General features: G+C 62.6%; 27 protein-coding genes, 1 pseudogene and 1 riboswitch. Of the genes and pseudogenes, 14 read left to right on the top strand and 14 right to left on the bottom strand.

Translation table 11 applies throughout. The features are described from left to right. Window positions 1-6: 6 nt before the first annotated feature. The 3 genes from EN859_RS05840 to EN859_RS05830 form a co-directional block, all read right to left on the bottom strand. Window positions 7-378: a response regulator gene (locus EN859_RS05840; RefSeq protein ID WP_127852488.1), complete on the bottom strand. Its 372-nt coding sequence runs from the start codon at window positions 376-378 to the stop codon at window positions 7-9. 63 nt (window positions 379-441) lie between these two features. Next, entirely contained in the window at window positions 442-984 is a 543-nt protein-coding gene (gene hpt, locus EN859_RS05835; protein ID WP_127852489.1) for a hypoxanthine phosphoribosyltransferase, read from the bottom strand. A 108-nt stretch (window positions 985-1,092) separates the two neighbouring features. After that, window positions 1,093-1,740 (bottom strand): hypothetical protein, encoded by a 648-nt coding sequence (locus tag EN859_RS05830; RefSeq protein ID WP_127852490.1) that lies wholly within the window; start codon window positions 1,738-1,740, stop codon window positions 1,093-1,095. Between the two features lie 191 nt (window positions 1,741-1,931). On the opposite strand from EN859_RS05830, the gene ftsE reads away from it, so the two are divergent. The 3 genes from ftsE (at window position 1,932) to EN859_RS05815 (ending at window position 4,375) form a co-directional block, all read left to right on the top strand. Further along, a complete protein-coding gene (ftsE, locus tag EN859_RS05825) occupies window positions 1,932-2,591 on the top strand; it encodes a cell division ATP-binding protein FtsE (RefSeq protein WP_127852491.1) in 660 nt (219 codons plus the stop codon). Further along, window positions 2,584-3,573 carry an ABC transporter permease gene (locus tag EN859_RS05820; protein ID WP_127852492.1) on the top strand — a complete coding sequence of 330 codons (990 nt, stop codon included), beginning with the start codon at window positions 2,584-2,586 and terminating at the stop codon, window positions 3,571-3,573. The genes ftsE and EN859_RS05820 overlap by 8 nt, the downstream gene beginning before the upstream one ends. A gap of 76 nt (window positions 3,574-3,649) precedes the next feature. Next, a complete protein-coding gene (locus EN859_RS05815; RefSeq protein ID WP_127852493.1) occupies window positions 3,650-4,375 on the top strand; it encodes a YdcF family protein in 726 nt (241 codons plus the stop codon). An 11-nt stretch (window positions 4,376-4,386) separates the two neighbouring features. Here the strand turns inward: EN859_RS05815 and EN859_RS05810 are convergent, their stop codons facing one another. Continuing rightward, window positions 4,387-5,019 carry a pyridoxamine 5'-phosphate oxidase family protein gene (locus EN859_RS05810; protein WP_127852494.1) on the bottom strand — a complete coding sequence of 211 codons (633 nt, stop codon included), beginning with the start codon at window positions 5,017-5,019 and terminating at the stop codon, window positions 4,387-4,389. 113 nt (window positions 5,020-5,132) lie between these two features. Here EN859_RS05810 and EN859_RS05805 point away from each other — a divergent pair, with 113 nt between their 5' ends. Next, on the top strand, window positions 5,133-6,044 hold the full coding sequence (locus EN859_RS05805) for a LysR family transcriptional regulator (RefSeq protein WP_127852495.1): 912 nt from the start codon (window positions 5,133-5,135) through the stop codon (window positions 6,042-6,044). A gap of 109 nt (window positions 6,045-6,153) precedes the next feature. Continuing rightward, a complete protein-coding gene (locus EN859_RS05800) occupies window positions 6,154-6,942 on the top strand; it encodes a 1-acyl-sn-glycerol-3-phosphate acyltransferase (protein ID WP_127852496.1) in 789 nt (262 codons plus the stop codon). A gap of 14 nt (window positions 6,943-6,956) precedes the next feature. Here EN859_RS05800 and EN859_RS05795 read toward each other — a convergent pair whose 3' ends face one another. The 3 genes and pseudogenes from EN859_RS05795 to EN859_RS05785 all read right to left on the bottom strand — a co-directional run bounded on the left by EN859_RS05795 (window position 6,957) and on the right by EN859_RS05785 (window position 9,797). Continuing rightward, window positions 6,957-7,583 carry a LysE family translocator gene (locus tag EN859_RS05795; RefSeq protein WP_127852497.1) on the bottom strand — a complete coding sequence of 209 codons (627 nt, stop codon included), beginning with the start codon at window positions 7,581-7,583 and terminating at the stop codon, window positions 6,957-6,959. A gap of 142 nt (window positions 7,584-7,725) precedes the next feature. Next, window positions 7,726-8,672: pseudogene (locus tag EN859_RS05790) on the bottom strand (aldo/keto reductase). 156 nt (window positions 8,673-8,828) lie between these two features. Beyond that, window positions 8,829-9,797 (bottom strand): helix-turn-helix domain-containing protein, encoded by a 969-nt coding sequence (locus tag EN859_RS05785; RefSeq protein ID WP_127852498.1) that lies wholly within the window; start codon window positions 9,795-9,797, stop codon window positions 8,829-8,831. Window positions 9,798-10,017: 220 nt separating this feature from the next. Between EN859_RS05785 and EN859_RS05780 the strand changes: the two genes are divergently transcribed. Beyond that, window positions 10,018-10,998 carry a zinc-binding dehydrogenase gene (locus tag EN859_RS05780; protein WP_127852499.1) on the top strand — a complete coding sequence of 327 codons (981 nt, stop codon included), beginning with the start codon at window positions 10,018-10,020 and terminating at the stop codon, window positions 10,996-10,998. A 15-nt stretch (window positions 10,999-11,013) separates the two neighbouring features. On the opposite strand, the gene EN859_RS05775 is transcribed toward EN859_RS05780, so the two are convergent. Further along, window positions 11,014-11,547 (bottom strand): gamma-glutamylcyclotransferase, encoded by a 534-nt coding sequence (locus tag EN859_RS05775; protein WP_127852500.1) that lies wholly within the window; start codon window positions 11,545-11,547, stop codon window positions 11,014-11,016. Window positions 11,548-11,674: 127 nt separating this feature from the next. Here EN859_RS05775 and EN859_RS05770 point away from each other — a divergent pair, with 127 nt between their 5' ends. Both EN859_RS05770 and EN859_RS05765 read left to right on the top strand, forming a co-directional pair. Further along, window positions 11,675-12,673, top strand: coding sequence for a DUF2125 domain-containing protein (locus EN859_RS05770; protein ID WP_127852501.1), 999 nt, complete (start codon window positions 11,675-11,677; stop codon window positions 12,671-12,673). A gap of 5 nt (window positions 12,674-12,678) precedes the next feature. Further along, window positions 12,679-13,611 (top strand): PfkB family carbohydrate kinase, encoded by a 933-nt coding sequence (locus EN859_RS05765; protein ID WP_127852502.1) that lies wholly within the window; start codon window positions 12,679-12,681, stop codon window positions 13,609-13,611. Between the two features lie 7 nt (window positions 13,612-13,618). Here EN859_RS05765 and EN859_RS05760 read toward each other — a convergent pair whose 3' ends face one another. Then, on the bottom strand, window positions 13,619-14,572 hold the full coding sequence (locus EN859_RS05760) for a prephenate/arogenate dehydrogenase family protein (RefSeq protein ID WP_189501735.1): 954 nt from the start codon (window positions 14,570-14,572) through the stop codon (window positions 13,619-13,621). Between the two features lie 5 nt (window positions 14,573-14,577). After that, on the bottom strand, window positions 14,578-15,687 hold the full coding sequence (hisC, locus tag EN859_RS05755) for a histidinol-phosphate transaminase (RefSeq protein ID WP_127852504.1): 1,110 nt from the start codon (window positions 15,685-15,687) through the stop codon (window positions 14,578-14,580). A gap of 151 nt (window positions 15,688-15,838) precedes the next feature. Beyond that, window positions 15,839-15,916: riboswitch (SAM riboswitch) on the top strand. 114 nt (window positions 15,917-16,030) lie between these two features. Between hisC and EN859_RS05750 the strand changes: the two genes are divergently transcribed. The 4 genes from EN859_RS05750 to EN859_RS05735 all read left to right on the top strand — a co-directional run bounded on the left by EN859_RS05750 (window position 16,031) and on the right by EN859_RS05735 (window position 19,842). Next, window positions 16,031-17,200: a homoserine O-acetyltransferase gene (locus EN859_RS05750; RefSeq protein WP_127852505.1), complete on the top strand. Its 1,170-nt coding sequence runs from the start codon at window positions 16,031-16,033 to the stop codon at window positions 17,198-17,200. Between the two features lie 58 nt (window positions 17,201-17,258). Then, complete coding sequence (gene metW, locus EN859_RS05745; RefSeq protein WP_127852506.1) at window positions 17,259-17,873, top strand: methionine biosynthesis protein MetW; 615 nt, start codon at window positions 17,259-17,261, stop codon at window positions 17,871-17,873. Window positions 17,874-17,885: 12 nt separating this feature from the next. Next, window positions 17,886-18,653: a Stf0 family sulfotransferase gene (locus EN859_RS05740; RefSeq protein ID WP_245525499.1), complete on the top strand. Its 768-nt coding sequence runs from the start codon at window positions 17,886-17,888 to the stop codon at window positions 18,651-18,653. A 196-nt stretch (window positions 18,654-18,849) separates the two neighbouring features. After that, complete coding sequence (locus tag EN859_RS05735) at window positions 18,850-19,842, top strand: glycosyltransferase (RefSeq protein WP_127852508.1); 993 nt, start codon at window positions 18,850-18,852, stop codon at window positions 19,840-19,842. Between the two features lie 105 nt (window positions 19,843-19,947). Here the strand turns inward: EN859_RS05735 and EN859_RS05730 are convergent, their stop codons facing one another. Continuing rightward, window positions 19,948-20,268, bottom strand: a complete 321-nt coding sequence (locus EN859_RS05730; RefSeq protein WP_127852509.1) for a DUF1330 domain-containing protein — start codon at window positions 20,266-20,268, stop codon at window positions 19,948-19,950. A 360-nt stretch (window positions 20,269-20,628) separates the two neighbouring features. Between EN859_RS05730 and EN859_RS05725 the strand changes: the two genes are divergently transcribed. Beyond that, complete coding sequence (locus EN859_RS05725) at window positions 20,629-21,564, top strand: glycosyltransferase family 2 protein (protein ID WP_127852510.1); 936 nt, start codon at window positions 20,629-20,631, stop codon at window positions 21,562-21,564. Window position 21,565: 1 nt separating this feature from the next. Here the strand turns inward: EN859_RS05725 and EN859_RS05720 are convergent, their stop codons facing one another. The 3 genes from EN859_RS05720 to EN859_RS05710 form a co-directional block, all read right to left on the bottom strand. After that, window positions 21,566-22,354, bottom strand: a complete 789-nt coding sequence (locus tag EN859_RS05720; protein ID WP_127852511.1) for a DUF1194 domain-containing protein — start codon at window positions 22,352-22,354, stop codon at window positions 21,566-21,568. Window positions 22,355-22,437: 83 nt separating this feature from the next. Continuing rightward, window positions 22,438-24,267 carry an ABC transporter ATP-binding protein/permease gene (locus tag EN859_RS05715; protein WP_127852512.1) on the bottom strand — a complete coding sequence of 610 codons (1,830 nt, stop codon included), beginning with the start codon at window positions 24,265-24,267 and terminating at the stop codon, window positions 22,438-22,440. Window positions 24,268-24,539: 272 nt separating this feature from the next. Continuing rightward, window positions 24,540-25,295 carry a methyltransferase domain-containing protein gene (locus EN859_RS05710; RefSeq protein WP_127852513.1) on the bottom strand — a complete coding sequence of 252 codons (756 nt, stop codon included), beginning with the start codon at window positions 25,293-25,295 and terminating at the stop codon, window positions 24,540-24,542. A 105-nt stretch (window positions 25,296-25,400) separates the two neighbouring features. Here EN859_RS05710 and gloB point away from each other — a divergent pair, with 105 nt between their 5' ends. Beyond that, window positions 25,401-26,168, top strand: a complete 768-nt coding sequence (gene gloB, locus EN859_RS05705) for a hydroxyacylglutathione hydrolase (RefSeq protein WP_127852514.1) — start codon at window positions 25,401-25,403, stop codon at window positions 26,166-26,168. Window position 26,169 lies beyond the last annotated feature (1 nt).

The raw sequence follows: 26,169 nt of genomic DNA, 5'->3' as shown, positions 1-26,169 counted from the left end.
CCACCGTCAGGCAAAGCAAGCGAGCGCGCGGTCTACCCGGGCGCGGATCTCGGCCAGAGTGAAGGGCTTCTGCACGACGTCGAGAATGACGCCATTCAATTCCTCGGCCCGTTCGCGCTGGTCGGCATAGCCGGTCATCAGCATGATCTTCGTCGCCGGGAAAAGGCTTGCAGCCGCCCTGGCCATCTCGATGCCGTCCATCTCCGGCATGCGGATGTCGGAGACGACGAGGTCGAAGCTGCCTTGCGCTGCGCGGATCAGGGCAAGGCCCTGCGCGCCGTCGGCGGCGATGGCGACTGTATGCCCGGCGCGTTCGAGAGCGCGGGCGGCGAGGGTGCGGACGGACTCATCGTCCTCAACGATCAGGAGCTTTGCCATGGCGCGATACTTGGCGGGGAAAAGTTGACTTTTTCTGAACCGCAACCAGCGTCAAAGATAAATCTAGGCGTCGCCCTTGACGACACCGACAAACGGCAGCTCGCGAAAAGCGTGAGCGACATCCATGCCGTAGCCTACGACGAAATAATCGGGACAGTCGAAGCCGACATAGTTGGCGTTGAGTGTGGTCTGGCGGCGCATGCGCTTGTCGAGCAGTACGGCGACGGCGCAGCTCCTCGCACCTCGCGACAGCATCAGGTCGCGGGTGAAGCTTAGCGTCTTGCCGGATTCGAGGATGTCGTCGATCAAAAGCACATCGCGGCCGGCGACTTCATTGTCGATGTCGCGCAGCACCCTCACCTCGCCGCTAGTGGTGCCGGCGCCATAGCTGGAGATGAAGATGAACTCGACCTCGGGCGACAGGCCGACATCGTGCATGGCGCGGATGAGATCGGCGGCGAAGATGAAGGAGCCTTTCAGCACCGAGATCACCAGAAGGTCGTGGTAGTCGTGCGCGGCGATCTCCTTGGCAAGCTCCAGATTCCGCCGCGCGATGGCGGACGCCGAAAACAGGACCTCGATGTCCTTGCCGCGCACAACTGGCATTCTTCGCCCTCCAGGCAGTTCGCCTGCACGATTGTTGGACGTGCGAGACGCTGTAGAACTTTTTGATTTTGCATATGATCCCCAGAAAATCGATTCCGGGGTCATGCTTTAGCCGGCGAAAGTGACTGACACGGCCTTCACGCCGTTTCTAGGCATATCGAGCCGGCTGGAAAAGCCGAATCTTTCGCCGGGCGCCAACGAACGGTCGGATGTCCCCAACCTATAGCGGGTGATCTGGCTGTCCTTGCCGGTGACCCGGATCTCCAGTGGCGGCAATTGCGCGGCCTTCGGCCCGTCATTGGCGGCCTCGCCATCGACATACAAGACCGGTTTTGGCCCGGACATGTCGATGCGAGATGTAACGCCTGAAATGCTGAGCGCGGCAACGGCCGTCTGTTCGTCCACCCAAAACGGTGTCTGGCGCACCAGCGCGTGGCCGCCCGAGATCCAGAAGGCCACAAGTGCTGCGCCAAAGCCGGCGATCCAGAAGATCGGCCCGCCGCGCGAAGCCGGCGGTCGCTCGGTACTGGCTTCCGGTTTGCGCAGCATCTCCATGCCTTCGATCGAGGGCATGGCGGCCACATGCGAAAGCGGCGGCGATTGGGCTTCTGCCTTGACCGCGAGGCGCGGCAGCACCTCGTAGTCGGCATCGACGATGTCGGCTGCTGGACCACGCAGTTCCGACGCGGCATTTGTCGCCGGTCCGGTCATGATTTCGCCGGAAACAGGGCGCGCGGTTCGATCCTCAGCCATCATGGCCCCAGCACTAGCACTTGTTCGCTCTTCGTTTCTTTTGCGTAAACGGAAATGGTTAACGCTTCCCCACCGGAAACCCCTGTGACGAGCCGAAAAAACCACGAAATTAACCGCCGGTTAACCATGCCGGCCGATGGTCTTTTGAGAGAAAAGGCTGGCGTTTCGCTGCCGAAAGTTTCAGGTCATCGAACGTGATCCGCTTCGAAAATGTCGGCCTCCGCTATGGCATGGGTCCGGAGATCCTCCGCGACATTTCCCTGCACATTCCTGAGCGCTCCTTCCAGTTCCTGAGCGGACCTTCGGGCGCCGGCAAGACGACGTTGCTGCGCCTTTTGTTCATGTCGCTGAAGCCGACGCGCGGGCTGATCACCATCTTCGGCAAGGACCGTTCGCGCATCTCGCGCAACGAGCTGCCGCATCTGAGGCGGCGCATCGGCGTGGTGTTCCAGGATTTTCGCCTGCTCGACCACATGACCACCTATGAGAACGTGGCCCTGCCGTTGCGCGTGCGCGGGCGCGAGGAAGCGAGCTATCGCACCGACGTGACCGAGTTGCTGAAATGGGTGGGCCTTGGCGAGCGCATGCACGTACTGCCGCCGGTGCTGTCCGGCGGCGAAAAGCAGCGCGCAGCGATCGCCCGAGCACTCATCGAGCAGCCCGAGATCCTGCTCGCCGACGAACCGACCGGCAATGTCGATCCGCCGCTGGCGCGGCGGCTTCTGCGGTTGTTCATCGAGCTCAACCGGCTGGGCACCGCCGTGGTGATCGCAACCCACGACCTCGGCCTGATGGAACAGGTCGACGCACGACGCCTGATCCTGGCCGGCGGAAGGCTGGACATCTATGACTGACCTATCCGCCGAACATGTCCACGAGCAGGCCGTCGAGACGGCTGGGACAACGCAGCGTGTCCAGCGCAAGATGGCGCCGATTGTGCCGGCGCAGAACATCGCCGGCCGGGCGCTGGTGCTGGTCATCGCCATCATGACCTTCCTGTCGTGCCTGACCTTCGGCGCGGTGACGCTGGTGCGCGATACCGCCTCGGTCTGGGAGAACCAGATCTCACGCGAGGCGACGATCCAGATCAAACCCGTCGACGGCCTCGACATGGAGGCCGCTCTTGCGCAGGCTTCGCAGATCGCCGGCGAATTTCCCGGCGTGAAAAGCACTAGGATCATCGATCGTGAGGCAACGGCCCGGCTTCTGGAGCCGTGGCTCGGCTCAGGCCTGAATATCGATGAACTGCCGGTGCCGCGTCTGATCATAGTCACCATCGACGAGAACAGCCCGCCCGATTTCGCCGCCATGCGCGCGGCGATCGCGCCCAAGCTGCCGAGTGCGGCACTCGACGATCATCGCACCTGGGTCGACCGTCTGGTCGCCATGGCCCGCACGACGGTGACCATCGGCATCGCTGTCCTGGCGCTGATGCTGTCGGCAACCGTGCTCACCGTGGTGTTCGCCACGCGCGGCGCCATGGCCGGCAACGGCCATATCATCGAGGTGCTGCATTTCGTCGGCGCCGAGGCGCGCTTCATCGCGCGCGAATTCCGCTGGCATTTCCTGGTCACCGGCATGAAGGGCGCTGCTGCCGGTGGAGCGGCCGCGGTGCTCGTCTTCATCGTCTTTTCCTGGTGGTCGTCGCGCAACATGGCAACGCCGCAGGCCGACCAGGCGACCGCCCTGTTCGGCAATTTCGCCATCGGATCGGCGGGCTATCTCGGCGTTGGCCTCATGGTGCTGGTGATCGGCGCGCTGACGGCGGCAACGTCGCACGCCACCGTGGTCGCCTATCTTAGCGACATCGATATTCGCCAACCGGACGCGGGATGATCACGGATGAAAACTACCGTAACGCAATGTGTGCTTGTCAAGCTACCAAAGGCAGCATTTCAGGATTAACCATAGGATGATGGACGCGCGGGAGTCGACCGGTACGGCTGGACAGATGCCAGTGGTGGGCGCCCGTTTGCGCGAGCGCGGCGGGCACGGCCGATTGATTGCTGCCTTGCGCATCTCCGCTCTCTTTCTGCTCGTGCTGGCGACGCTGTTTGCCGGCGGCTTTGGCTGGTTCGCCAGCACGGTCAGCCGTATGACCACCCCCGCCAATCCGGCAAAGGCCGATGCAATCATCGTCTTGACCGGCGGCCAGTCCCGCCTCGATGCCGCCATGGACCTGCTTGCCTCGGGTAAGGGCGGCCGGTTGCTGATCAGCGGCGTCCATCCTTCGGCCAGCCGCCGCCAGCTTCAGGCCGCGACCGGCGGCGACAAGGACTTGTTTTCCTGCTGCGTCGACATCGACCGTGCCGCGCTAGACACGATCGGCAATGCCGAGGAAAGCGCCAAATGGGTGGAGAGCCACGCCTACGGCACCGTCATCCTCGTCACCAACAACTATCACATGCCGCGCAGCCTGCTGGAGATGGGCCGGCTGCTGCACGGCGCCAGGCTCGAGCCCTATCCGGTGGTCAACACCAATCTCGGCAATGGCGGCTGGCTGACCAAGCCCGAGGCGCTGCGGGTGCTGCTGACCGAATACAGCAAGTATCTGCTGGCGCTGGCACGCGGCATCGTGCCTGCTCGCCAGGCCGCCGATAGCATCGCGCTGGCGGAGGCTTCTGCGGCGCGGAACTGAAGGCCAATGGCTCATCCCGCAGCCGCGGCGTCCGATGCGCCGCGCAGGTGTGCGATCTCCTGTTCCAGCCGTTCTATGCGCCTGTCCCGTTCGGCCAGCGCCGCCGCCACATCAGCCGCTTCGAAGCGCTGTGGGATGTGCTGCGGGCAATTGGCATCCCAGGCCGAAACGGTGAACAGGATGACCTGCTCGGGCCGGGCCTTGTAGTCTTGCGGCATCAATTTGGCCGTCAGGTCGGCGTCATCCTCGACGACGCGCGCCGTGCCCCAGATCTTGATGCGTTGCCGGTGGGCGTAATCAATCAGGAACAGGAAAGCCCGCGGGTTGTCGTTGAGATTGCCCTGGGTGATGAATTGCTTGTTGCCGGAAAAATCGGCGAAGCCGACCGTGTGCTCGTCGAGCACCTTGAGGAAGCCGGCAGGCCCGCCGCGATGCTGGATATAGGGCTGGCCGTCACCATTGGCCGTCGAAAGGAAGACGCTGGTCTGCGCTTCGATGAAGGCGGCGAGATCGGGCGTGATCACCGCTTGCCAGCCGCCGCGCTCCTCGACGCGCGCATAAGCCTGACGCGAGCCTTTGCGGGCCTGGATCGCCTTGACGGTCGGCGTGAAGGCGACGTCGCTGGTGAAAGCGTGAGCATTCATGGGAAGCCTCCTCAAAGGCCAAGTTACAGGGTTCCACGCGCCAAATAATGGCTTCCATCTTCCGGATGTAGATGGCATGTTCGCAATTCATCCTTCCATTTTCCGGGAGAAGCATGGATCGCCTCGGGGCCATGTCGCTTTTCGTCGCCGCGGTGGAGGCCGGCAGCCTTTCCGCCGCCGGGCGGCGTTTCGGCATGCCGCTGGCGACGGTCAGCCGCAAGGTTTCCGACCTAGAGCGGCATCTGAAGACGCGTCTCTTGAACCGTTCGACGCGGCAGCTGACGCTGACCGATGCTGGGCAGGCCTATCTCGCCGCCTGTCGCCGCATTCTCGACGAGGTCGGCGAGGCGGAGCGCACTGCTGCCGGCGAATACAGCGCCCCTAGAGGCGAACTGATTATCACCGCGCCGATCGTCTTTGGCCGCCTGCATGTGCTGCCGGTCGTCACCGGATTCCTGGCAGCCTATCCCGACGTGGATATCCGCCTGATGCTCGCGGACCGGCTAACCCAATTGGTCGAGGAGCACATCGATCTCGCCATCCGCATCGGCGAGCTTCCCGACTCGAGTCTGGTCGCCACCCGTGTCGGCTCGATCCGTCGCGTTGTCTGCGCCAGCCCGGCCTATCTGGCCGAGCATGGCACGCCGAAAACCCCGCAAGATCTGGCGGCACACAGCTCAATCACCTTCGAAGGGCCAGCTTCTCTCGCAACATGGACGTTCGCCACGGGCAAGGCCGAATTCTCAGTTGCGATCCGCTCCCGGCTTCGGGTCAACACCGCGGAAGCAGCGATCGATGGGGCGATTGCCGGTGTCGGCATGACGAGGGTGCTCTCCTACCAGATCGCTGCGGCAGTGCGGTCCGGCACGCTCTGTCCGGTCCTGCAGGCATTCGAGCCGCAGCCGTGGCCGGTGAGCCTCGTGCATACCGGCCAGGGCCTGCTGCCAGTGAAACTGCGTGCCTTCCTCGATTTCGCCGCCCTGCGCCTGAAAGAACGGCTGGAGCAGGCGATGTGGCAGACCTGACGAACGGGCGGCGGTTCACCAAACCATGTCGATCTCCAGCCTCGCGGCGTTTCCTTTTTGCCCGCGCTTGGTGTAACCAACGCACACTTCCTCACCGGGCCCTTCCCGCATGCTTTATATCCGCTCGCTGACGTTCAACTTCGTCTTCTACGCCAATTTGATCGTCCAGATGATCTTCTGGATCCCGTACTATTTCCTGTCGCCCCGCCACCGCGCCTGGTTCGTGCCAAAATTCTGGTCGCGCACCAGCATGTGGCTCTACGACAAGATCGCCGGTACCAGGAGCGAGATCACCGGCCTGGAAAACCTGCCCGAGGGCTCCTTCATTCTGGCTCCGAAGCATCAGTCCTTCTGGGATGCGATTGCCTTCTTCCCCTTCCTGCAGGACCCGCTCTACATCCTGAAGCGGGAACTGACCTGGATCCCTTTCTTCGGCTGGTACATCCTGAAAATGCGGATGATCCCGGTCGATCGCGGCAGCCGCTCCAAGGCGTTGAAAGCGGTGGTCGCCGCGACCAGGCAAGAGATGGCGCGCAATCCCCGCCAGCTGATCATCTATCCCGAGGGCACGCGCCGGGCTCCGGGCGACGAACCGGCCTACAAATACGGCATCGTCGAACTCTATGTGCAGCTTGGCGTCCCGGTGGTGCCTGTCGCCCATGTCGCCGGTCTCTACTGGCCGCGCCGGAAATTCCTGCGCTATCCCGGCACCATCAAGGCTCGCTTCCTGCCACCGATCCCGCCAGGGCTGGACAAGGAGGAATTCATGCAACGGCTGATCGGCGAGACAGAAGCTGCCTGCGACCAGTTGCTCGTCGAGGCGTCACGTGCGCCGAAGCCGCCGCCAATGCCGCCAGCAGCGATGAAGCGGCTGGCGGAGTTGGCCTCCGGGACCTGAACCGACAACAGTCCCTAACGAACCACGGCCAGCGCCGTGGTCAGGACCAGCGTCGCCGCGAATATCAGGTTGATGATCCGCGAGGCCAGCGGCTTGCGCAGGAAGCGCGCAAATGCCGCCCCGGTGAGAAGCCACAGGATATGGATGGCAACGATCATCAAGGCGAGGACCGCCAACCTGACTGAAATGCCAAGGTCACCAGCGCTTGCACTCGAAGACGTGCCGGCGAATACGGCGGCAATCGCCACATAGGCTTTCGGATTGGCGACGGCCAGAAGAAACCCGCCAGGGAAAGTGGGATGTGCCGCCCCGCCGGCTCGCAATGCCAGCGGCGGCGCCGTCGCTATCTTGAACGCCAGGTAGAGGATGTAGGCTGCTGACGCGATCGCAAGCAGCGATGCGAGCTTCGGCACCGAGGCGAGAACGGCCATGATCCCCGTCGCCACCACCAGCAGCACGGCGATCGTACCCAGAATAAGCCCCGAAGCGTAGCGCAGCGAATCGCGCAGGCCGAAGGCAGCGGCAACTGCGGTGACGCTTATCGTCGACGGTCCCGGGCTGCCCATGACGACAGAAGCTGCCAGCACGAGTGCGAGCAATTGCTGCCACGGTTGCGGGTGGGAAAGAACCTGTCCGGCCATGCGGCGTCCCCTGCATCTTTGCCACGATGCAAGCGACGGTATGGTAAGGCAGCGTGACGCGTCTTGAACGATTGTGCCAAACTTGTCCGCAGTGTCGGCTGCCTGTGTGCCCTGCGACACCCAGGCAGCTTCACCAGGTTAGCTATGCGCTCGCTTTGTCCAACGCCGCCATGTCGTCCGCACTGATCTTCAGCGATGCGGCGCGCACGAGGCTGTCGACCTGGTCAAGCGTCGTGGCGCTGGCGATCGGTGCGGTGACGCCTGGCCGCGCCATCACCCAGGCGAGTGCAACTTCCGCCTGCTTGGCCGAATGGCGTGCCGACACGGCGTCGAGTGCCGTCAGGATGCGCATGCCACGCGCATCGAGATACGCCTTGACGCCGTCGCCGCGCGCGCTTTTGCCGAGATCGTCTTCGCTGCGGTACTTGCCGCTCAGGAACCCTTTGGCGAGGCTGAAATAAGTAATGACGCCGATGCCTCCGGCGACGCACAAATCATGCAGCGGGCCATCGAAGGACGAGCGGTCGTACAAATTGTATTCAGGCTCCAGCACCGCATAGCGCGGCAGGCCGCGAAGGCTTGCGACATCCAGCGCGGCGCGCAGTTGGCCAGCATCAAGATTGGAGGCGCCAGCATAGCGGATCTTGCCCTTGGCAAGCAGCTTCTGGTAGGCGCCGAGCGTTTCCTCGTACGGGGTCGCGGAGTCCGGCCAGTGCGACAGATAGAGGTCGACGACATCCGTCTGCAGCCGCTTCAGCGATGCGTCGATGGCCTTTTCGATATAGGCGGCGGACAGATCCTTCTTGCCCTGTCCCATGTCGGAACCGACCTTGGTGATGACGACAACCTGGTCGCGGTTGCCACGGCTTTTCATCCATTTGCCGATGATGGTTTCGGATTCGCCGCCCTTGTTGCCGGGTACCAGCGCGAATAGGAATCCGCGGTATCGACTGCGTTCAGCCCGGCGCCGACAAAGCGGTCGAGCAGCTCGAAGGAGGTTTTCTCGTCGGCGGTCCAGCCGAACACGTTGCCGCCCAGGACCAGCGGCGCGATGGAAAGGTCGGTTTGACCGAGACGGCGTTTCTGCAAGACTGATCTCCGTGATGCTGGGAAAGGATTGGGTGAAAGCCCCTGACGGCGATAACCTATGTCTCGCCGCGCCGCCGTCAAATGCCCGGCGGTCTTTTCCCTTCGGCCAGCGGTTCACAAAGGCGCTACCGCCTCACCCCATGTCCGGTGGGTAATCTACTGGCTCTGGCGCCGGTATTCGCCAGGCGGCAATCCGACCGCGCGGCTGAAAAGCCGGCTGAACGACGCAGTATCCTGGTAGCCAACCTGATAGCATATCTCGGCAATGCCCAGCCTGGTGCTTTCAAGAAGCGTCTTTGCGGCCTCAAGGCGCTGGTCCTGAATCCATCGGCCGGGAGTGGTGTGCAATTCATCGGAAAACCGCCGTGCAAGCGTCCGTGGCGTCAGGCCGAGTTGCTCGCCAAGAAAGGCAAGGTCGAGCGCTCCGAGCTTCGTTCTTGACAGCGCTTCGATCCGGTCGCGGAACGGCTCCTGTGAGGGCAGCAGATCGGTGAGCGGGAACTCGTACGGCGTCTGGACCTGGCGTGATGGCGGCAGCACCAGGAGCTTGCGAACCAGTTGCTCCTCCTTAGCGAAGCCAAGATCTCTCAGCAGCGCCCTGCCGAGCTCCAGGCCGGAAAAGCCGCCGCCGCACGTGTAGATCCGCCCATCCCCGATCAGGACGCGTGATGCGTCCCAGCGCACCTTCGGAAAGCGACGCTGGGCGTCGGCCTTCAGCCACCAGGAGATCGTTGCGCGTTTTCGGTCGAGAAGGCCGGCATCGGCGAGGAAATACCCGGCGCCGCAATGCGCGGCGATGATGGCCCTTTCGCGCCGCGCCCTGCTGATAAGCGGCCTGGCGTGGCGGCTCTCCTCCTCCAGCGCGGCAACAAGTTCCGGTACCTGCATGCCGGGCATGGCGAGCAGGATCAGCAGGTCCATGCGCCGGGAAGGTTCGCGCCTTGTGTGAAAGGAAATTCCCGGCGTCGTCGTGGCATCGGCCTGCCGTGCCACGAATTCGAAGGATATCGCCGGCGCGCCGCGAATGGTGTTCACCAGGTCGAACATTTCAACAAGCGTCGCCGCCACGGCCGAATAGAAGGTCGACGGCAGCCAGATCACGGCGTGGACGGCGCGATTGCCCACGATGCCTCCTGCGAACAAAACGATGTGGCAGGTTTAGCATACAAATTGTCAAATCTGCCAATTCTTTTTTTGCGATCCGACCCTAGGTTTCGTGGCCGCCGATACGGGGCATCGGCGTACGTGGTCTGGCGCCGTCCAGTCTGCCAACCCCAAGCTGCCGACCCCAAGCTGCCGACCCCAAGCCGCCGACCCCAAGCCGCTTGTCATTTTGGAGACCGACATGAAAGCAATTGTATTCGATGAAATCGGCTCGCCGCGGGACGTGCTCTATCTGGACGACATTCCGGTTCCGCAGGTCAGCGATGGCGAAGCGCTGGTCAGGATGGTCTCGGCCTCGGTCAACCCGGGCGACTTCCTGTTCATCCAGAACCTCTATCCCGAACCGAAGAAGCCGCATTTTCCCCGGCAGACCGCCGGCAACCACGGCGCGGGCATCGTCGAGGCGGTGGGCGCCAACGTCATGCTGGAACCCGGCACGCTTGTCGCGTTCAGCTACTACAACAGCTGGGCCGAGTACTCGGTCGTTCCGGCCGAATGGCTGATCCCGCTGCCCGCCGGCTATCCGATCGAACGCGCTGGGCAGCTGGTGAACCCGATCACCGCCTGGGATCTGCTGGCGGATTCGCGTGTGCAACCCGGCCAGTGGCTGGCCGTCACGGCCGGCTATTCATCGATTTCGACGATGGTAATGCAGTTCGCCCAACGGCGCGGCATCAATGTGATCGCGATCGTACGACGTCGCCATCAAAGCCTGGACCTGAAGGAGCTTGGCGCCGCCGCCGTCCTCGATCTCTCAGACTTGAAGACCGGCATCAGGGATGCGGTGATCGAAATCACCGGCAGCGCAGGGCTGAGCGGGGTCATCGACCATGTCGGCGGACCGGTCAGCGGCGAATTGATCCGCACCCTCGCTCTGGGCGGGCAGATGGTCATCAATGGCGGCATGAGCGCCGAGCGTTTCGAACTGCACAATTTCGACGTGTTGCTGAGCAGCGTCGAGATCCGGGCAAATATCTATCGCTATTTCTTTTCGCCGCCTGTCGAAGCCGACAGGCCAGTGCTGCGCGAGATTATCGACATCTTTGGCCAGCCCGGCTTTCATGTCCCTGTCGGCGGCATCCATCCGCTGGCGGAGTTCAAGCTCGCCGTGACAAACAGCCTGGATCGCGCCGATTTGGGAAAACAGATGTTCAGGATGTAGGCGGACGAACAAAGGTCACGAGCCGATCCGTTTCGCGACCTCTTCCAGCCAATGGTCGCGGATGCCGAGTGCCTCGAGATGCTGCAGCGTGCTGGCCACGTAGTCCTCGTTCTTCCCCGACTGGCCGACGGCGCCGCGAACCACTGCCGCGGCGTCAGCTGCATCGAGCGCGCCGGCATATTGCTCGTGCCGGCGGTCGACGACATAGGCGACCGCCTTGACCGTCTCGCCCCCAGCCGCCTTGCCCTTGTTGAGGCGAATGTCGAGCAAGCGTTCGAGATAGACGTCGGTGACCAGCTCGCGCTCGCGCAGATAGGTAATGACCTCGCCGCGCAAGTCGCCGGGAACACGGAAAGCCAGTCCGATGCAGGAGCCGCCATGGTCGAGGCCGAGCACCAGCCCGGGCCGCTCGCGCGTCCCGCGATGCACGAAAGAGTAGACGCAGAGCGACCGGCGATAGCCGTAAAGACGTGCGCGCCGCGTCTCGACATGTGCGAAACCCGGTCGCCAGATCAGCGAGCCGTAGCCAAAAACCCAAAAATCGCCCATATCGCCAAGCCTGATTGCATGAGAGTGACGACACCGCACCGGGGCGGTGTTTTTCTATCGTCTCGGTCCCCTGTTGTTGCCGGAAACGACAGCCCGCCCGCAGCACACGCGTAACGAGAGCCGCATCATGACGTCAAGTGACGAGCGCCCGCCGAAGTTTCGCCGCCGGCTGTTCTGGCTTGCCGCCGTCATCGTCGTTTTGTTCGGCGTCTACAGTGCCGGCTGGTTCTATCTGTCGGATCGCATCAAGAGCGAAGCCGACAAGGCAGTCGCCGCCCTCGACAACGACGGGATCAAGGCCGGGTGCATCAATCTTGTGGTTAGCGGCTATCCGCTCAGCTTCGCTGTTTCCTGTGACAGCCTGGCCTACCAGGACGACGCCAGGAACATCGCCGCATCGACCGGCAGCTTCAACGCTGTCGCCCAGATCACCCAGCCTTTGTCGCCTGCCGCCGATTTGCGGGGACCGCTCAGGACCTCCGTTCCAGGGATGGCACCGCTGTGGATCGACTGGGACAATCTGCGAGGCGATATGAAATTGTCCTGGCCGCTGCCCCGGTGTATTTCACTGAAGGCCGAGGGCCTGTCCGGCCAGACCGACCCGGTCGACGACGGCGATCCGGTCGAGCTGTTCTATGCCCGAAACGCTGCCGGCGAACTGCGCCCAAGCGGCCAGGACGTCGACTACGCCGGGAGTTTCGCCGATCTCGAAATCGACGCCGACGCGATCGGCGGTCGCGTGCTGCCACCGCTTGACGGCAGCGGCGAGGCAACGCTGAAGAACGGCGTCGCGCTGGTCAGGACGCAGGTGAAGAGCCTGCGCGGCCAGGCGATCGACATCCGCAAGCTCGATCTGTCGTCGGGAACGGCGCGCGTTACCGTCTCCGGGCCGGTATCGGTCGATGCCGATGGCTTGATCAACGCCGATCTGACGATCAGGCTGAAAGACCCTAAAGCCGTGGCGGCAATCCTCGGCACCGCCATCCCCGAGCAGAAGAATGAGATCGAGCAGGGCTTTGCCGGTCTGGCCTTGCTCGGCAATGAGCCGTCGATGCCGCTTAAGGTCGTCAAGGGCAAGGCCTCGCTCGGCTTCATCCCGCTGGGCAAGATCAAGCCGGTGGAATAGGTGAGATGAGCAGACCGGTGAAGCTCCTGAGCGTTGGCGCGCTGACGCTCGATACGATCCTGCGGGTCGATACGCTGCCAGCGCACCAGGGCAAGTTCATCGCCTCCGACGCTGTCCAGATCGCCTCGGGCATGGCCGCGAGCGCAGCCTGTGCCGCACGTCGCCTCGGTGCAGCGGTATCGCTCTGGGCAAGCGCTGGAGACGATTCTGTCGGCGATCAGCTGGTGGCCGGGATCGAAGCCGAGGGCGTCGATTGCAGCTTTGTCCGGCGTGTCGATGGCACACGCTCCGCGCTGGCCTCGATCCTGGTCGACGCGCATGGCGAGCGCATCATCGTTCCGTTCTATGACAGGCGGGCGCAGACCGATCCAGAGGCGCTGCCCGCCGACCTCTCCGCCTTCGACGCCGTGCTGGTCGATGTGCGCTGGCCGGGCGCTGCAGCACTAGCGCTTTCGGCGGCGCGCGCAGCCGGCAGTCCGGCCATACTGGATGCGGACACCGCACCCTTAGACGTGCTGAAACGCCTGTTGCCGCTGGCGTCGCACATCGTCGCCTCGGAGCCGGCGGCGCGTATCGTTTGCGGCCAGGCGTTGGATCCGGAAACCGCCTGTGCCGATCTCGCCTCACGCACCGATGCATTTGTCGCGGTGACGGGCGGAGCGGCGGGAAGCTGGTGGTTCGACCGCTCAGCCGGGTTTGTGCGCCATGTCGCGGCGCCAAGGATCAAGGCGGTGGATACGCTAGCTGCCGGCGACGTGTTTCACGGCGCCTTTGCCGTTGGCCTGGCGGAAGCCATGCCGGTCGAACAGGCATTGCGCTTTGCCAGCGCCGCTGCCGCGCTCAAATGCCTGCGCTTCGGCGGCAGGCTGGGCGCGCCTGACAGGGCCGAGACGCTGGCGATGATGGCGACCCACTGGCCTGACGGTCCAAAAGCCTGAGACCGGCCTATCCCTTCGCTGGGTGCTCGCCCTTTACTGGGTGTTCAACGGCCTGGCGGCCGAAATCCGGCGCATCGATGTCCTGGCCGGCCTCGATGATCGAGCGGCGGACAGCGCGGGTGCGGGTGAACAGGTCGAACAGTTTTTCACCGTCACCCCAGCGGATCGCCCGCTGCAGCGAGGCGAGGTCTTCCGAGAACCGCGCCAGCATTTCGAGGATGGCGTCCTTGTTGTGCAGGCAAACGTCCCGCCACATGGTCGGATCGGAGGCGGCGAGACGGGTGAAGTCGCGAAAGCCGGAGGCGGAGTATTTGATGACTTCGGATTTGGTCACCGACTCCAGGTCGTCTGCGGTGCCGACAATGTTATAGGCGATGATGTGTGGCAGATGCGAGACGATGGCCAGCGTCATGTCGTGGTGCTGCGGGTCCATCGTGTCGATGTTGGAGCCGCAGCGGCGCCAGAATTCCGAAAGTTTTTCGAGTGCATCGGGGTCGGTACCCGGCAGCGGCGTGAAGATGCACCAGCGGTTCTCGAACAATTCGGCGAAGCCGGCATCCGGTCCTGATTTCTCTGTGCCGGCCAGCGGATGGCCGGGAATGAAATGCACGCCATCAGGCACATGCGGCTCAATCTGCGTGATCACCGACGCCTTGGTCGAGCCGACATCGGTGAGGATGGCGCCTTGCTTCAACGCCGGCGCGATTTCGGCGGCAACGTCGCCCGAAGAGCCGACCGGTACCGAGACGATCACCAGATCGGCATCGCGAACCGCCGCTTTTGCGTCCGTCGTGTAGGAATCGCCAAGGCCGAGTTCCCGGGCCCGCACCAGCGTCGCTTCGCTGCGCGTCGAGACGGCGACGTGCCGGGCAAGCCCTTCGCGGCGGATGACCCGCGCCAGCGACGAGCCGATCAGGCCGATGCCCACCAGTGCGATCTTTTCGAACATCGGTGATTTCATTGTTTTCAGCTTTTCAGAAATGTCTTGAGCGCGGCGACGACGCCGCGATTGGCCTCTTCGGTGCCGATGGTCATGCGCAGCGCATTCGGAAAGCCGTAGCCGGAAACGCGCCGCAATATATAGCCGCGCGCGGTGAGGTAATCGTCCGCTGCCGCTGCCGAATGCTTTTTGTCCTCGGGAAAGTGGATGAGGACGAAATTGCCGACGCTCGGCGTCACCCGCAGCCCGAGCCTGGTCAATTCCTCGCTCACCCATGCCAGCCAGGTCTCGTTGTGCGCCACGCTGCGCTCGACATGGGCGCGGTCGCGGATTGCGGCAATGCCGGCCTCGATCGCCGTCGCGTTGACGTTGAAGGGACCCCGCACGCGGTTGATCGCGTCGACGATGTGCAGCGGCGCGTACATCCAGCCGATCCGTGCGCCGCCAAGGCCGATCTTGGAGAAGGTACGGGTCATGACCACGTTCTCGGCGCCGGCCACCAGTTCGACGCCGGCCTCATAGTCGTTGCGGCGGACATATTCGGCATAGGCGGCATCCAGCACCAGAAGCACGTTCCGTGGCAGGCCGGCATGCAGGCGGCGCACCTCCTGGAACGGCACATAGGTGCCGGTCGGATTGTTGGGATTGGCGAGGAAAATGATCCTGGTACGCGGCGTCACCGCCGCAAGGATCGCATCGACGTCAGCGCGTTCATCGGTTTCCTTGACCGATACCGGCGTCGCACCGGCCGACTGGATGTAGATCTTGTAGACCATGAAGGCGTGCTCGGTGATGATGGCCTCATCGCCGGGCGCGAGATAGGTCTGCGCAAGCAGGCCCAGAATCTCATCGGAGCCATTGGAACAGACGATGTTTGTCGGGTTGAGGCCATGCACCTCGGCGATCGCCTCCCGCAGGCGCCTGGCGGTGCCGTCGGGATAGACGTCGAGCCTGGCCGCGACCTCGCGCGCCGCCTCTATCGCCTTCGGCGAAGGACCGAGCGGATTCTCGTTCGACGACAGTTTATAGACCTTGGCGACACCGGCCGGCGCCGTGCTTTTGCCCGGCACATAGGCTTCGATGTCCATGATGCCCGCGCGGGGCGTTGGACGTGCCTTATCCGGTGTCTGGTTCATATCGCAAAATCCGTCGAGAGTGCTTCCGTCCGGAAGCCGCAGCGGAAATACAAGCCGTGGCCTGGAATGTCGAGAGGCGGCGATCGCCCGAACGACTCGCCGCAAAAAGGCTGGCCGTTGACGCCGACGCGCGCCGGGCCTAGAAGAGCAGCCACAGTTCCGTGGTGATTTGGCCGGTCGGCTTGCAGCCACGTTAAACAACTTGCTAAAGGGCCGTTTGCATCATGTAACCGGCTTTGCGAAGGCATTGCCGGTTTTTTATTGTCCGCGGCCGGCCGGACAACCGCATCGGCGCGAAAATCGATTTTTCGGACGGCACGATGCGTAATATGAGAGGGATGCAATGGTCGCGCTGCGCGCCGGAAAAACCAACAACGAGGCCGACGAACCGTCGAGCCCGGTGTTGCGTTTCGGCGCCGACAAGCCGCTCAAGCTCGACGCCGGCACGCTGCTGTCGCCGTTCCAGATCGCCTACCAGACTTACGGCACCCTCAACGACGCCCGTTCCAACGCCATCCTCGTCTGCCATGCGTTGACCGGCGACCAGCATGTCGCCAACACCAATCCGGTGACCGGCAAGCCGGGCTGGTGGGAAGTGCTGATCGGCCCCGGCAAGATCATCGACACCAGCCGCTTCTTCGTCATCTGCTCCAACGTCATCGGCGGCTGCCTTGGCTCGACCGGTCCTGCCTCGACCAATCCGGCCACCGGCAAGCCTTATGGTCTCGACCTGCCGGTCATCACCATCCGCGACATGGTGCGTGCGCAGCTGATGCTGATCGACCATTTCGGCATCGAGAAGCTGTTCTGCGTGCTCGGCGGCTCGATGGGCGGCATGCAGGTGCTGCAATGGGCCTCGAGCTATCCGGAGCGCGTCTTCTCGGCGCTGCCGATCGCCACCGGCGCGCGCCATTCCTCGCAGAACATCGCCTTCCACGAGGTTGGCCGGCAAGCCGTGATGGCCGACCCAGAGTGGCATGGCGGCAAATATTTCGACTATGGCAGGCGCCCGGAAAAGGGCCTGGCGGTGGCGCGCATGGCCGCCCATATCACCTATCTGTCGGAGGCCGCGCTGCACAGAAAGTTCGGCCGCAATCTGCAGGACCGCGAAGCGCTCACCTTCGGATTCGACGCCGACTTCCAGATCGAGAGCTATCTGCGTCATCAGGGCATGACCTTCGTCGACCGCTTCGACGCCAACTCCTATCTCTATATGACCCGGTCGATGGATTATTTCGACCTCGCCGCCGACCATGGCGGGCGGCTGGCCGATGCCTTTGCCGGCACCAGGACCCGTTTCTGCCTGGTTTCCTTCACCTCGGACTGGTTGTTCCCGACCGAGGAGAGCCGCACGATCGTCCATGCGCTGAACGCGGCCGGTGCCTCGGTGTCCTTCGTCGAGATCGACACCGATCGCGGCCATGACGCTTTCCTGCTCGACGAGCCGGAGCTGTTCGCCGCCATCAACGGCTTCATCGGCTCGGCAGCTCGCGCCAGGGGGCTGAGCACATGACCCCGGAAAGTTGCAGGCCTTCCGGACCGGGACCGTGCGCCAGACAGGAGGGCGAGCCATGAGCGTCAACCATGCCCAGCGCGTCGACCTCGAGGTCATCGCCGGTCTCATCCCGCCGCAATCGCGGGTGCTGGACGTTGGCTCCGGCGACGGCCTGCTGCTCGAACTGCTGCAGGAGACCAAGCAGGTCGACGGCCGCGGGCTTGAACTGTCGCAGCGTGGCGTCAACGAATGTGTGTCACGCGGCCTGTCCGTCATCCAGGGCGACGCCGACAAGGACCTCGAGTTCTACCCCGACAAGGGCTTTGATTTCGTCGTCCTGTCGCAGACCATGCAAGCGACCCGCAATCCGAAGCTGGTGCTCGACGAGTTGCTCAGGATCGGCAAGCGCGCCATCGTCTCCTTCCCCAATTTCGGCCACTGGCGGGTGCGCCTTTCGCTGTTCGTCAAAGGGCGGATGCCGGTGACCAAGGATCTGCCCTATTCCTGGTACGACACGCCCAACATCCATTTCTGCACCATCCGCGACTTCGTCAATCTGTGCGACGAGCTCGGCGCTACGGTGGAAAAGGCAACCGCGCTCGACGCCAACGGCCAGAAGATCGGCCTCTCGATGCCGTGGTGGTTCTGGAATTTCTTCGGTCAGCAAGCGGTATTCCTGCTGAGGCGGTAGCTGTTGTTCGCCATGGATTTCTTTCGTCGACGCCCTCTGCCGGTTGAAGTGCCGCAGGACATTCTGTCCGGGATAAGGGTCGGGATTCTGGTCTGCACTTCACCGCGTAGCGGCAGCAATCATCTCGCGGGAATGATGGCTGCAGCCGGACTTGGCAACCCGCTGGAATGGTTTGGCGGCCGCCGCGTGCTGGAATTGCCGGACTATCCTCGCGATCCCCGTGCCCAGGTTTTGCGGGCATTGAAAGATGGCCGATCGTCTTCGGGAATCTACGCAGTCAAGCTGTTTGCAAGCCAATTCTCCAGAGTGGCCAAGACAGTGGACCTGCCCGCCAGCCTTCCAAACCTGCGATATATCCGATTGACGCGCCGCGATCTCCTTGGCCAGGCAATCTCATGGACGCGCGCCCGTCAGACAGGTCGTTTCCGCTCTACCGAAGCCGATCAGAAGCCATTGCGCTATGATGGCGCAGCGATTGCCAAATCGCTTGAAAGGATACTGATGGAAAATCTCGCATGGGATGTCTGGTTTGCAAAAAACGGACTGTCTTCCCTCTCGCTGACATACGAGGAAATTCAGCAAGATCCGCGGGCCTGTCTCGAACACGTCGCATACCTGGCTGACGCCAAAGCCATCTGGCAGCCCGGAACGATCCTAGATTCGGGCCTCGAAATCCAACGAGACATCATCAATGACGAATGGAGGGAGCGCTTCCTGTCTCAGTATGCCGACACTTCAAGCTTCCGAGGCAGCAGGCACCTCATTCGTGGTATCCTGTAGCGGTTGGGGATACAGGAACAGATTTCATCGAGCCGGCGCCCGACGCGATGGACAACAACCCGGCTCGCTCCGAGGATTTGCGGTGTTTCCCGATCCGCAGATCGTTGCCTTGCATGACTAACGGGAACCGGTATTATTTCTTGCCGCAGGCAGCTACGGTCATTGCAGCTTTGCCTCTAGATTCTTAGGCGCAGAGATGCTTGAAGAACAGCCAACCTATTCACTCGTCGTGGAGATGGAGAACGCCAAGTCGATCGACTGGAGCGAGATCGGCGTTGGCTTGACTGCCTTGGCGCGTGAAATCGCTGCGGTCTCTTCATCTGGTCCTGCAAGACCGCAGGTCATCATCTCTCACGGCGGGCGAGATGCGGACACCACCTCTCTGCGTTGCAGTATCACAAACGAAGCGCCGCAGTTGGAACAGGTTGCCGACCTGATCTTTGCCGCTTGCCCAGGCGGCCGATATTACGATCTTAAAAACAACGGCACCCTGTCGACCGATGGAGATATCGTCATCTTCATTGACTCTGATGTCGTACCGGAATTGGGCTGGCTCCCGACACTGCTTGACCCGTTTCAAGACCATGAAATCGTTTGTGTGAACGGATTTACATATCTTTCATACGATGATTTCTTTTCAAGGACGTTTGCACTGATTTGGTTTTTCCCGATGTCCCAGGGAGACGAGCGATTTGCTTCGAAGCGAGCGCTAAACGCCAATAACATCGCCTTTCGGCGCGACTGGATTGTCAGCCATCCCTTCGCGAAACACTATGGCTTCAAGGTTTCCTGCACCTTGCTCATGCATGAACTTCAACAGGAAGGCCACAAAATCCTGAACGTCAACGCACGCGTCTATCATTACTCGCCACGTGGTTGGCGGTTCTTTTACTGGCGCGCGTTGGTAACGGGCCGAGATACCGACCGGAAGTTTGTGGAATTGAGTTCGCCCAGCCGCACGCAGCGGATCGTGAAGTCGTTCAGCCGATGGTTCACCATGTCATGGCGCACAATACGACGCGTGACGGGCCATGCCCGGCAGACAGGCATGCCGCTTTGGCAAATTCCATTTTCCCTGGTTGTCGGTCTGGCATTCTACAGCCTGGCGTTTTGGGGCCAGTTCAGTTTCGCGGTGGGTCTCGTTAGCGACGAAATCGAAGTCGTGCCTGACTATATCGGACACAGCTAGGTGCTGCCGCATTCACGATTTCGGGTCGTTTCTTTGAACTCGTTTACCGGAAGTGAACCGCGTTGACTGGGCAAGCTGCCAACGCAGCGACCGATCCTCACTCAACTATCCGAGCACGTCGGTGGCCTTGTGTGGATGCCGGACGCCATCGACGAAGACGACGTCGGACTGTGAATTGTCGGTGCGCAACTTCAATATCGCTTGGTAGCCGGGCGAGTTGTACCATCCGCGTACATGGTCGATGTCGGGAAATTCAATGACGATCATGTGTCCCGGCCAAGTGCTTTCGACCACCTCCACCTCGCCGCCATGTACCAGGAAGCGGCCACCGAATGGCTCCAGCGTGGCATCGATCTTCTGCAGGTATTCGACAATCTGTGGCCCCGGCGTGACCTGGCGCATATGTGCGACGGCGTAGGCGGTCATGGTTGGACTCCCTGGTCGATTGAAGCCCGACAATCGGCTTTACGAGGGCAGTCTGCCGATGCGTTGAGCGCCGGTCGATTACCTCATAGGTAATGACAATGCGTACATGCCCGACAAAGATCGAACGGCTGGTCGCGCAAACCATAGGGCTTCTGAAACTTCCCCGGCCTGCCCGGCAGTGTGGCATTTGAAAAGCTGGGGCCGAATTCGCCATTCGGATGCGCTCCACCTCAACAGTTTGTGATGACACGGTCGCCTGTTTTTTGTAGCGTCGAATCGAACGCAATCCAGGGACGGGCACGGAAGGCGGCGATCAAATCTATCCGATCCTCGTAAAACCCGGGGCATAGCGGGAGCGACATGCCGAAGACCAGCGACCCAGGCCCCCTCATCACGGTGATTACACCGACCCACAATCGGCGCGACATGGTCCTGCGGGCCGTGGAGAGCGTGCTGGCGCAGAGTTTCACACGGTTCGAGCATATTGTTGTCGATGACGGCTCGACCGACGGCACGGCCGCGGCTTTAGCCGCCATCCGCGATCCGCGGCTGATCTATGTCGGCGCCAAGTGGCGGGGCGCCAATGCCGCGCGTAATGCCGGTATCGAGCGGGCGCGGGCGCCCGTGGTGACATTCCTTGATTCCGACGATGTCTACTTGCCGGACCGGCTGGAGCGGACGCTGGCGCGGTTCGAGGACGATCCGTCGCTCGAGGTCCTCATCAGTTCCTTCGTGTCCCTGAAAGGGGGCCGCAGCACCAGCTGCGTCAATCGCGAGGCATTCCTGACACGAAACGCGCTGGAAAGGGCTTTGGTCGCGCAGACCATCTTCATCGCCGGATCGGCGATAACCGCCCGACGCGAATCGCTGCTGGCGATCGGCGGCTACGACAGCGACATCGCGCGCATGCAGGATCGCGAATTGCTGCTTCGCTTCGCCCGGCGCAGTGGGGCGCTTCTGTCCGCGAACATCGACTGGAAAAAGTACAATTCGGAGAATTCGATTTCACGCCAGCGCGACGGCTACGTCGAAGCTTACGCAAACCTCATCGGCAAACATCCCTATATCGTTGACCGCTATCCCGACATCCCGCCCTATATGATCGCACGCCAGATCATTGCCGACACGATGAAGGGCAGGGTTTCGCAAGCATTCGCCGGCTATCTGGCCAACCGGTCGTCGAAGGTGCTCGGCTACTCGCTGTCGCAACTGCTGCGCGGCTATGTCGGCGGCCGGCGCTGGCGCCGCGATCTCTACGATGAGTTCCGCGACAAATATGGCGCGCGGCCGGCCTAACCTATCGGTCAAGTTCCGGGAAATACGGGTCGGAGAAGAGCCGCCGGTCGCGCTCTCCCTGCAGGCAGTCGGTGGGTGCTGCTGCGTTGATCCGGATCGTCCTGGGATCGGCAATGCCGCTCACCTCGAGGATCAGCTTGCGGCGTATGGCGGTCGCGAATTCGGAAGCCGCATAGATCGGCAGCACGAAGGAGCCCGGCCCGCCGGTAACGCAGGCGGCATAGTACTGGTCGAGGCGGCTGAAGGTCGGCGACGGGCTGATCAGTATCGGCAAGCCATTGACGACGATGCCCTTCGCCAGGGCGGCAGCGCGTGTGGTGGTGACCGGCAGCCCGATATTGTTGGGGCCATCGCCTGAAATGTCGATGACGCTGCGCCGGCCCTCGAAGGCGGTGCCCTCGAAAAGTTCCGCACCGAAGGCAAGCGCGCCGGAAATCGAGGTGCCGCGAAAGCTCCTGAATGGACGGGCTGCGATCTTGTCGGCAAAAGCGTTGGCGGTCTCGCTGCTGTCGATGACCTGCCAGGCGATGATCCCATCGTCGCGGATGGTGCCCGCCCATTCGAAATAGGCAAGCGCGATGCGGCCTGTAGCGCCTGAGCGCACAGCGTTGATGAAGTCGGGGTGACGCAGTGCCTCGACATAGCCGGCGCGCTGCAGGGCGAATTCCCGTTCGTCCATGGACTGCGAGATGTCGACCGCCAGCACCAGTTCGACATCCACGGCAATGGCGTTGGCGGGCGCCGCCGAGGCACAGGTAAGGCACGCGAGCAGGCGAAGCACGTCAAGCATGGCCAGACCGTGATGTTTAGAACGATATCCCTATTCGCTCCAATCCGCAGTCTTTCGCCGTGATCGCGGCGAAATAAAGCCGATTACGTCTCTTCACGGACAGCAGTCGCCGGCGGCGGCTCGATTGCGCCGGCCCTGACCCGGGCAGGCCTGAGACTCGATCCATCGGCGTATTTCACGATATTCAGCGAGCGCGAGAAGAACTGACCGTTGTGCAGGCCACGGCCGATGTTGAGGATCGCAGCATCGGCGAGACGCCTCTCCAGCATCGACAGGACACGCCTCAGCGTCGCGCCGTCGAAGGTATCCAGCGCCTCGTCGATGATCACCCATTTTGGCCGCAGCAAGGCGAGCCGGGCAAAGGCAAGCAGGCGCTGCTCGTCATCGCTCAGTTCACGCTCCCAGCGCGCGAACCGGTCGAGAGAGGACGACAGCCGTCCAAGGCCGACTTCGGCCAGCACTGCGGAGATGTCGGTATCGTCAGCCGTGACCGCTCCGCCGGCATGGTTGAGCACCACGCGCAGCGTGCCGAGCGGGAAATACGGCGTTCGCGGAACGAAGATGGGCGCCTCTCCGGCCGGCATGCCGATGCGCCCGCTTCCCCACGGCCACAGACCGGCAATGGCGCGAAAGAACAGTGTCTTGCCGGCGCGCGGATCCCCGGTGACCATGACGCGCTCGCCGGCGCGGATTTCGACATGCGGCTCCGCGAGTTTCGTGCACCCGTCTGGCGACGCGACCTCGAGTTTTTCGAATGTCAGACGGCCGTCCGGATTTTCTCCGAACTCGATGCGCCTTTCCGTGTGATGGAGCACATCCGTTTCACCAAGCGCAATGCGGAAGTCGGCGACGCGCATCAGCGTGGCGCGCCAATCGGCGATGCCGCTGATATTGCTGATGAACCAGCGCAAGGAGGAATTGACCTGGTTGAAGGCGCCGACCGCCATCATCAGCCCGCCGAAGCTGATATCGCCGGCGAAATAGACCGGCGACGCGACGAGGATAGGCGCGACGACGGTGATCCATCCATAGGCATCCGTAACCCAGGAAAGATTGATCTGGGCGCCATAGATGCGCCGCATGGCGCCCAGCAATGTGCCAAGGTCGAGTTCGAGCCGCCGTTTCGCGTCGGGTTCGCCATGGGCAAGCGCTATGGCGTCGACATTCTCGTTGACGCGGACCATCGAGTATCGCAGCTCCGCTTCACGCGTATAGCGATCGCTGTTGAAACGGATAAGCGGCCGTCCGACCAGCCAGCTGAGCCAGGAGGCGGTGCCGGCATAGAGGATCGCCGCCCAGACCATGTAGCCGGGTATGGCCAGAGAAACGCCGCCGAAGTGGAAGACGAAACCCGAAGACAGCGCCCATAAGATGCCTACGAAGGAAGCAAGCAGGATCAGCGACTGCAGCATGCCGACTCCGAGATCCGTCGAGAGATCGCACAGGTGCCCCGTGTCCTGCTGCATGCGCTGGTCGGGATTGACCCCGATGGCACCGGCATTGGCGAGCCGGAAGGCGCGCGCCGGCCGCATCCATTCGCCGATCAGGTCGAGCGTCAGCGCCTCGCGCAGCTTCAGCCGCATCATCTGGTTGAGCCAGGTCTGGCCGACATTGAGCACCAGCAGCCCGCCAGCGATGGCGGCAAAGACCAGAAGCTGGTGCAGGAAGTCCTCCATGTCGCGGCGTGCGAGCGCGTCGTAGAAGGGCTGGTTCCAGCGGTTGAGCAGCACCTGTCCGATCGAGGTTGCCACGATGACGGCGGCCATGCCGATGCAGGCCCAAAGCAGCTTTTTGCGCATCGGCGAGGTTGTCAGAGCCCGCCTGATTGTCGTCAATTGGTCGCGGAGGCTGCTGGCCTCGACAGCCGCTTCAACCGGCCGGAAGCCGGCCTCGTTGTCCGGATGATCAGCCATGTGTCAAACCTTTGCTTTCGGAAGCGGTGCACCAGTCACGGGCGTTGACGGCGCATGCCCTTCAGTCGGACTGCGAACCCGTCTTCGACAGATAGGGTGATAAAGCCTGCGCAACGCAAGGCGCAATCACGAACGCTTCACTCGCCTAGCCGAAGGCGTTGCGTCGCTACAACTCCGCGCGTCCCTCGGACGAGCAAAGGACGGCGTAGCTTTGCGCATGATACTTTATGAACCGAAGGTCCGCGCAGCAAAAATCGATTCCGATTTTCGGGTCATGCGCTTTCCCGCGACAGCCGGCCTAGCGTGGTGGCGCCTTGCGGCGACAGAACCGGCACGAAGACGCGGCGGGAAGCGCGTTGGGCGACCGGCACGCCCTGATAAAGCCGCTTCTGCGCCTCGACCACGATGACGCCGGAAAAGATCGGCCAGAACTGCCGGCCGGCGCGTTCCAGCACGTTGTGGAACTGCATCATGAAGCGTCGCCGCGACGGCGGGAAGAACAGCGCGTCGGCCCAGGCCGCCGGGGTGAAATTCGCTTCGCGCAGCAATTCGGTGAGCTGGCCGCGCGAAAACGGCCGGCCGTTGCCGAAAGGCGTGTGCTCGAAACGGGCCCAGACGCCGCGACGGTTGGGTACGACGATAACGACACGGCCGGCTGGCGACAGCACCCGCCAGATCTCGTTCAACGTCTCGCGCGGGTTTTCGACATGTTCGAGCGAATGGACGAGCAGCATGCGATCTATGCAGGAATCGACCAGCGGCAGTTCCTCGTCGAAGACCAGCGCTGTTGCGGTCGGCCCTGTGGCCGGCCACACCACTGCGCCTTGCGTCGCCGGCATGAAGGCAAAGACACGCTCGGCATCGCTGCCGAACCGCTCCAGCCACGGCAGTGTGTAGCCGAGGCCGACCAGCCGCTCATTCGGCACGGTCGCCCATATAGCGGACAGCGCCATGGTGATCGAACGTTCGGCCAGGCGCCCGAGCGTGGTCGAATAGAAGGAGCGGAGGTCGACGATATCGGAATGCATGCGCGGGACGGTATCTTCGATATCGCCGGAGTTCAATAAAGCTCAATTCCCGGATGACAGCGGCGGGCGGGCGCCCTATGTCTGCGGCGACAATGGAGAGATGCAATGCCGGTTGAGATCGAACAGTTCATGTGCCGCAGCGACAATTTCGGCGTTCTGGTGCGTGACCCGAAAAGTGGCCAGACGGCGATCATCGACGCCCCAGAGGAGGCGCCGATCCTGGCCGCGATCAAGCGCACCGGCTGGACACCGACGATGATCCTCACCACCCACCACCATGTCGACCACGTCGAGGCCAATCTGGCGCTGAAGGAGCGCTTCAAGCTGCGCATCATCGGACCAGAGGCGGAAAAGGCAAGAATCCCCGGCATCGACGAGACCGTCGGGCAAGGGTCGGTCGTCCACCTCGGCGACGAGAAGATCGACGTCATTGCCACGCCCGGGCACACGGCGGGCCATGTCTCCTACTACCTGCCCGCTTCGAAAGTTGCCTTCACCGCCGATACGCTGTTTGCGCTTGGTTGCGGCCGGCTGCTCGAATGCAAGCCGCCGGTGATGTACGATTCGCTGAAAAAGCTCGCCGCACTGCCGGCCGAAACGGTCATTTATTGCGGCCATGAATACACGCTCGCCAACGCCCGCTTCGCGCTGACCGTCGACCCGACCAATTCGGCTTTGAGGGAACGCGCCGTCAGGATCGAGGCCCTGCGCGCTGACGGCAAGCCGACGCTGCCGACCACCATCGGTGAGGAATTGTCGACCAATCCCTTCCTGCGCTGGCACGATCCGGCAATCCGCAAGCATCTCGGCCTGGAAAGCGCCTCCGACGTCGAAGTGTTCGCCGAGATCCGCAAGCGCAAGGATAATTTCTGAG

It is taken from the genome of Mesorhizobium sp. M00.F.Ca.ET.216.01.1.1 (assembly GCF_004010325.2).
GTDB lineage: Bacteria > Pseudomonadota > Alphaproteobacteria > Rhizobiales > Rhizobiaceae > Mesorhizobium.
Note: the sequence above shows the minus strand (reverse complement) of the source record. Positions and strands in the feature narration are given on the sequence as shown.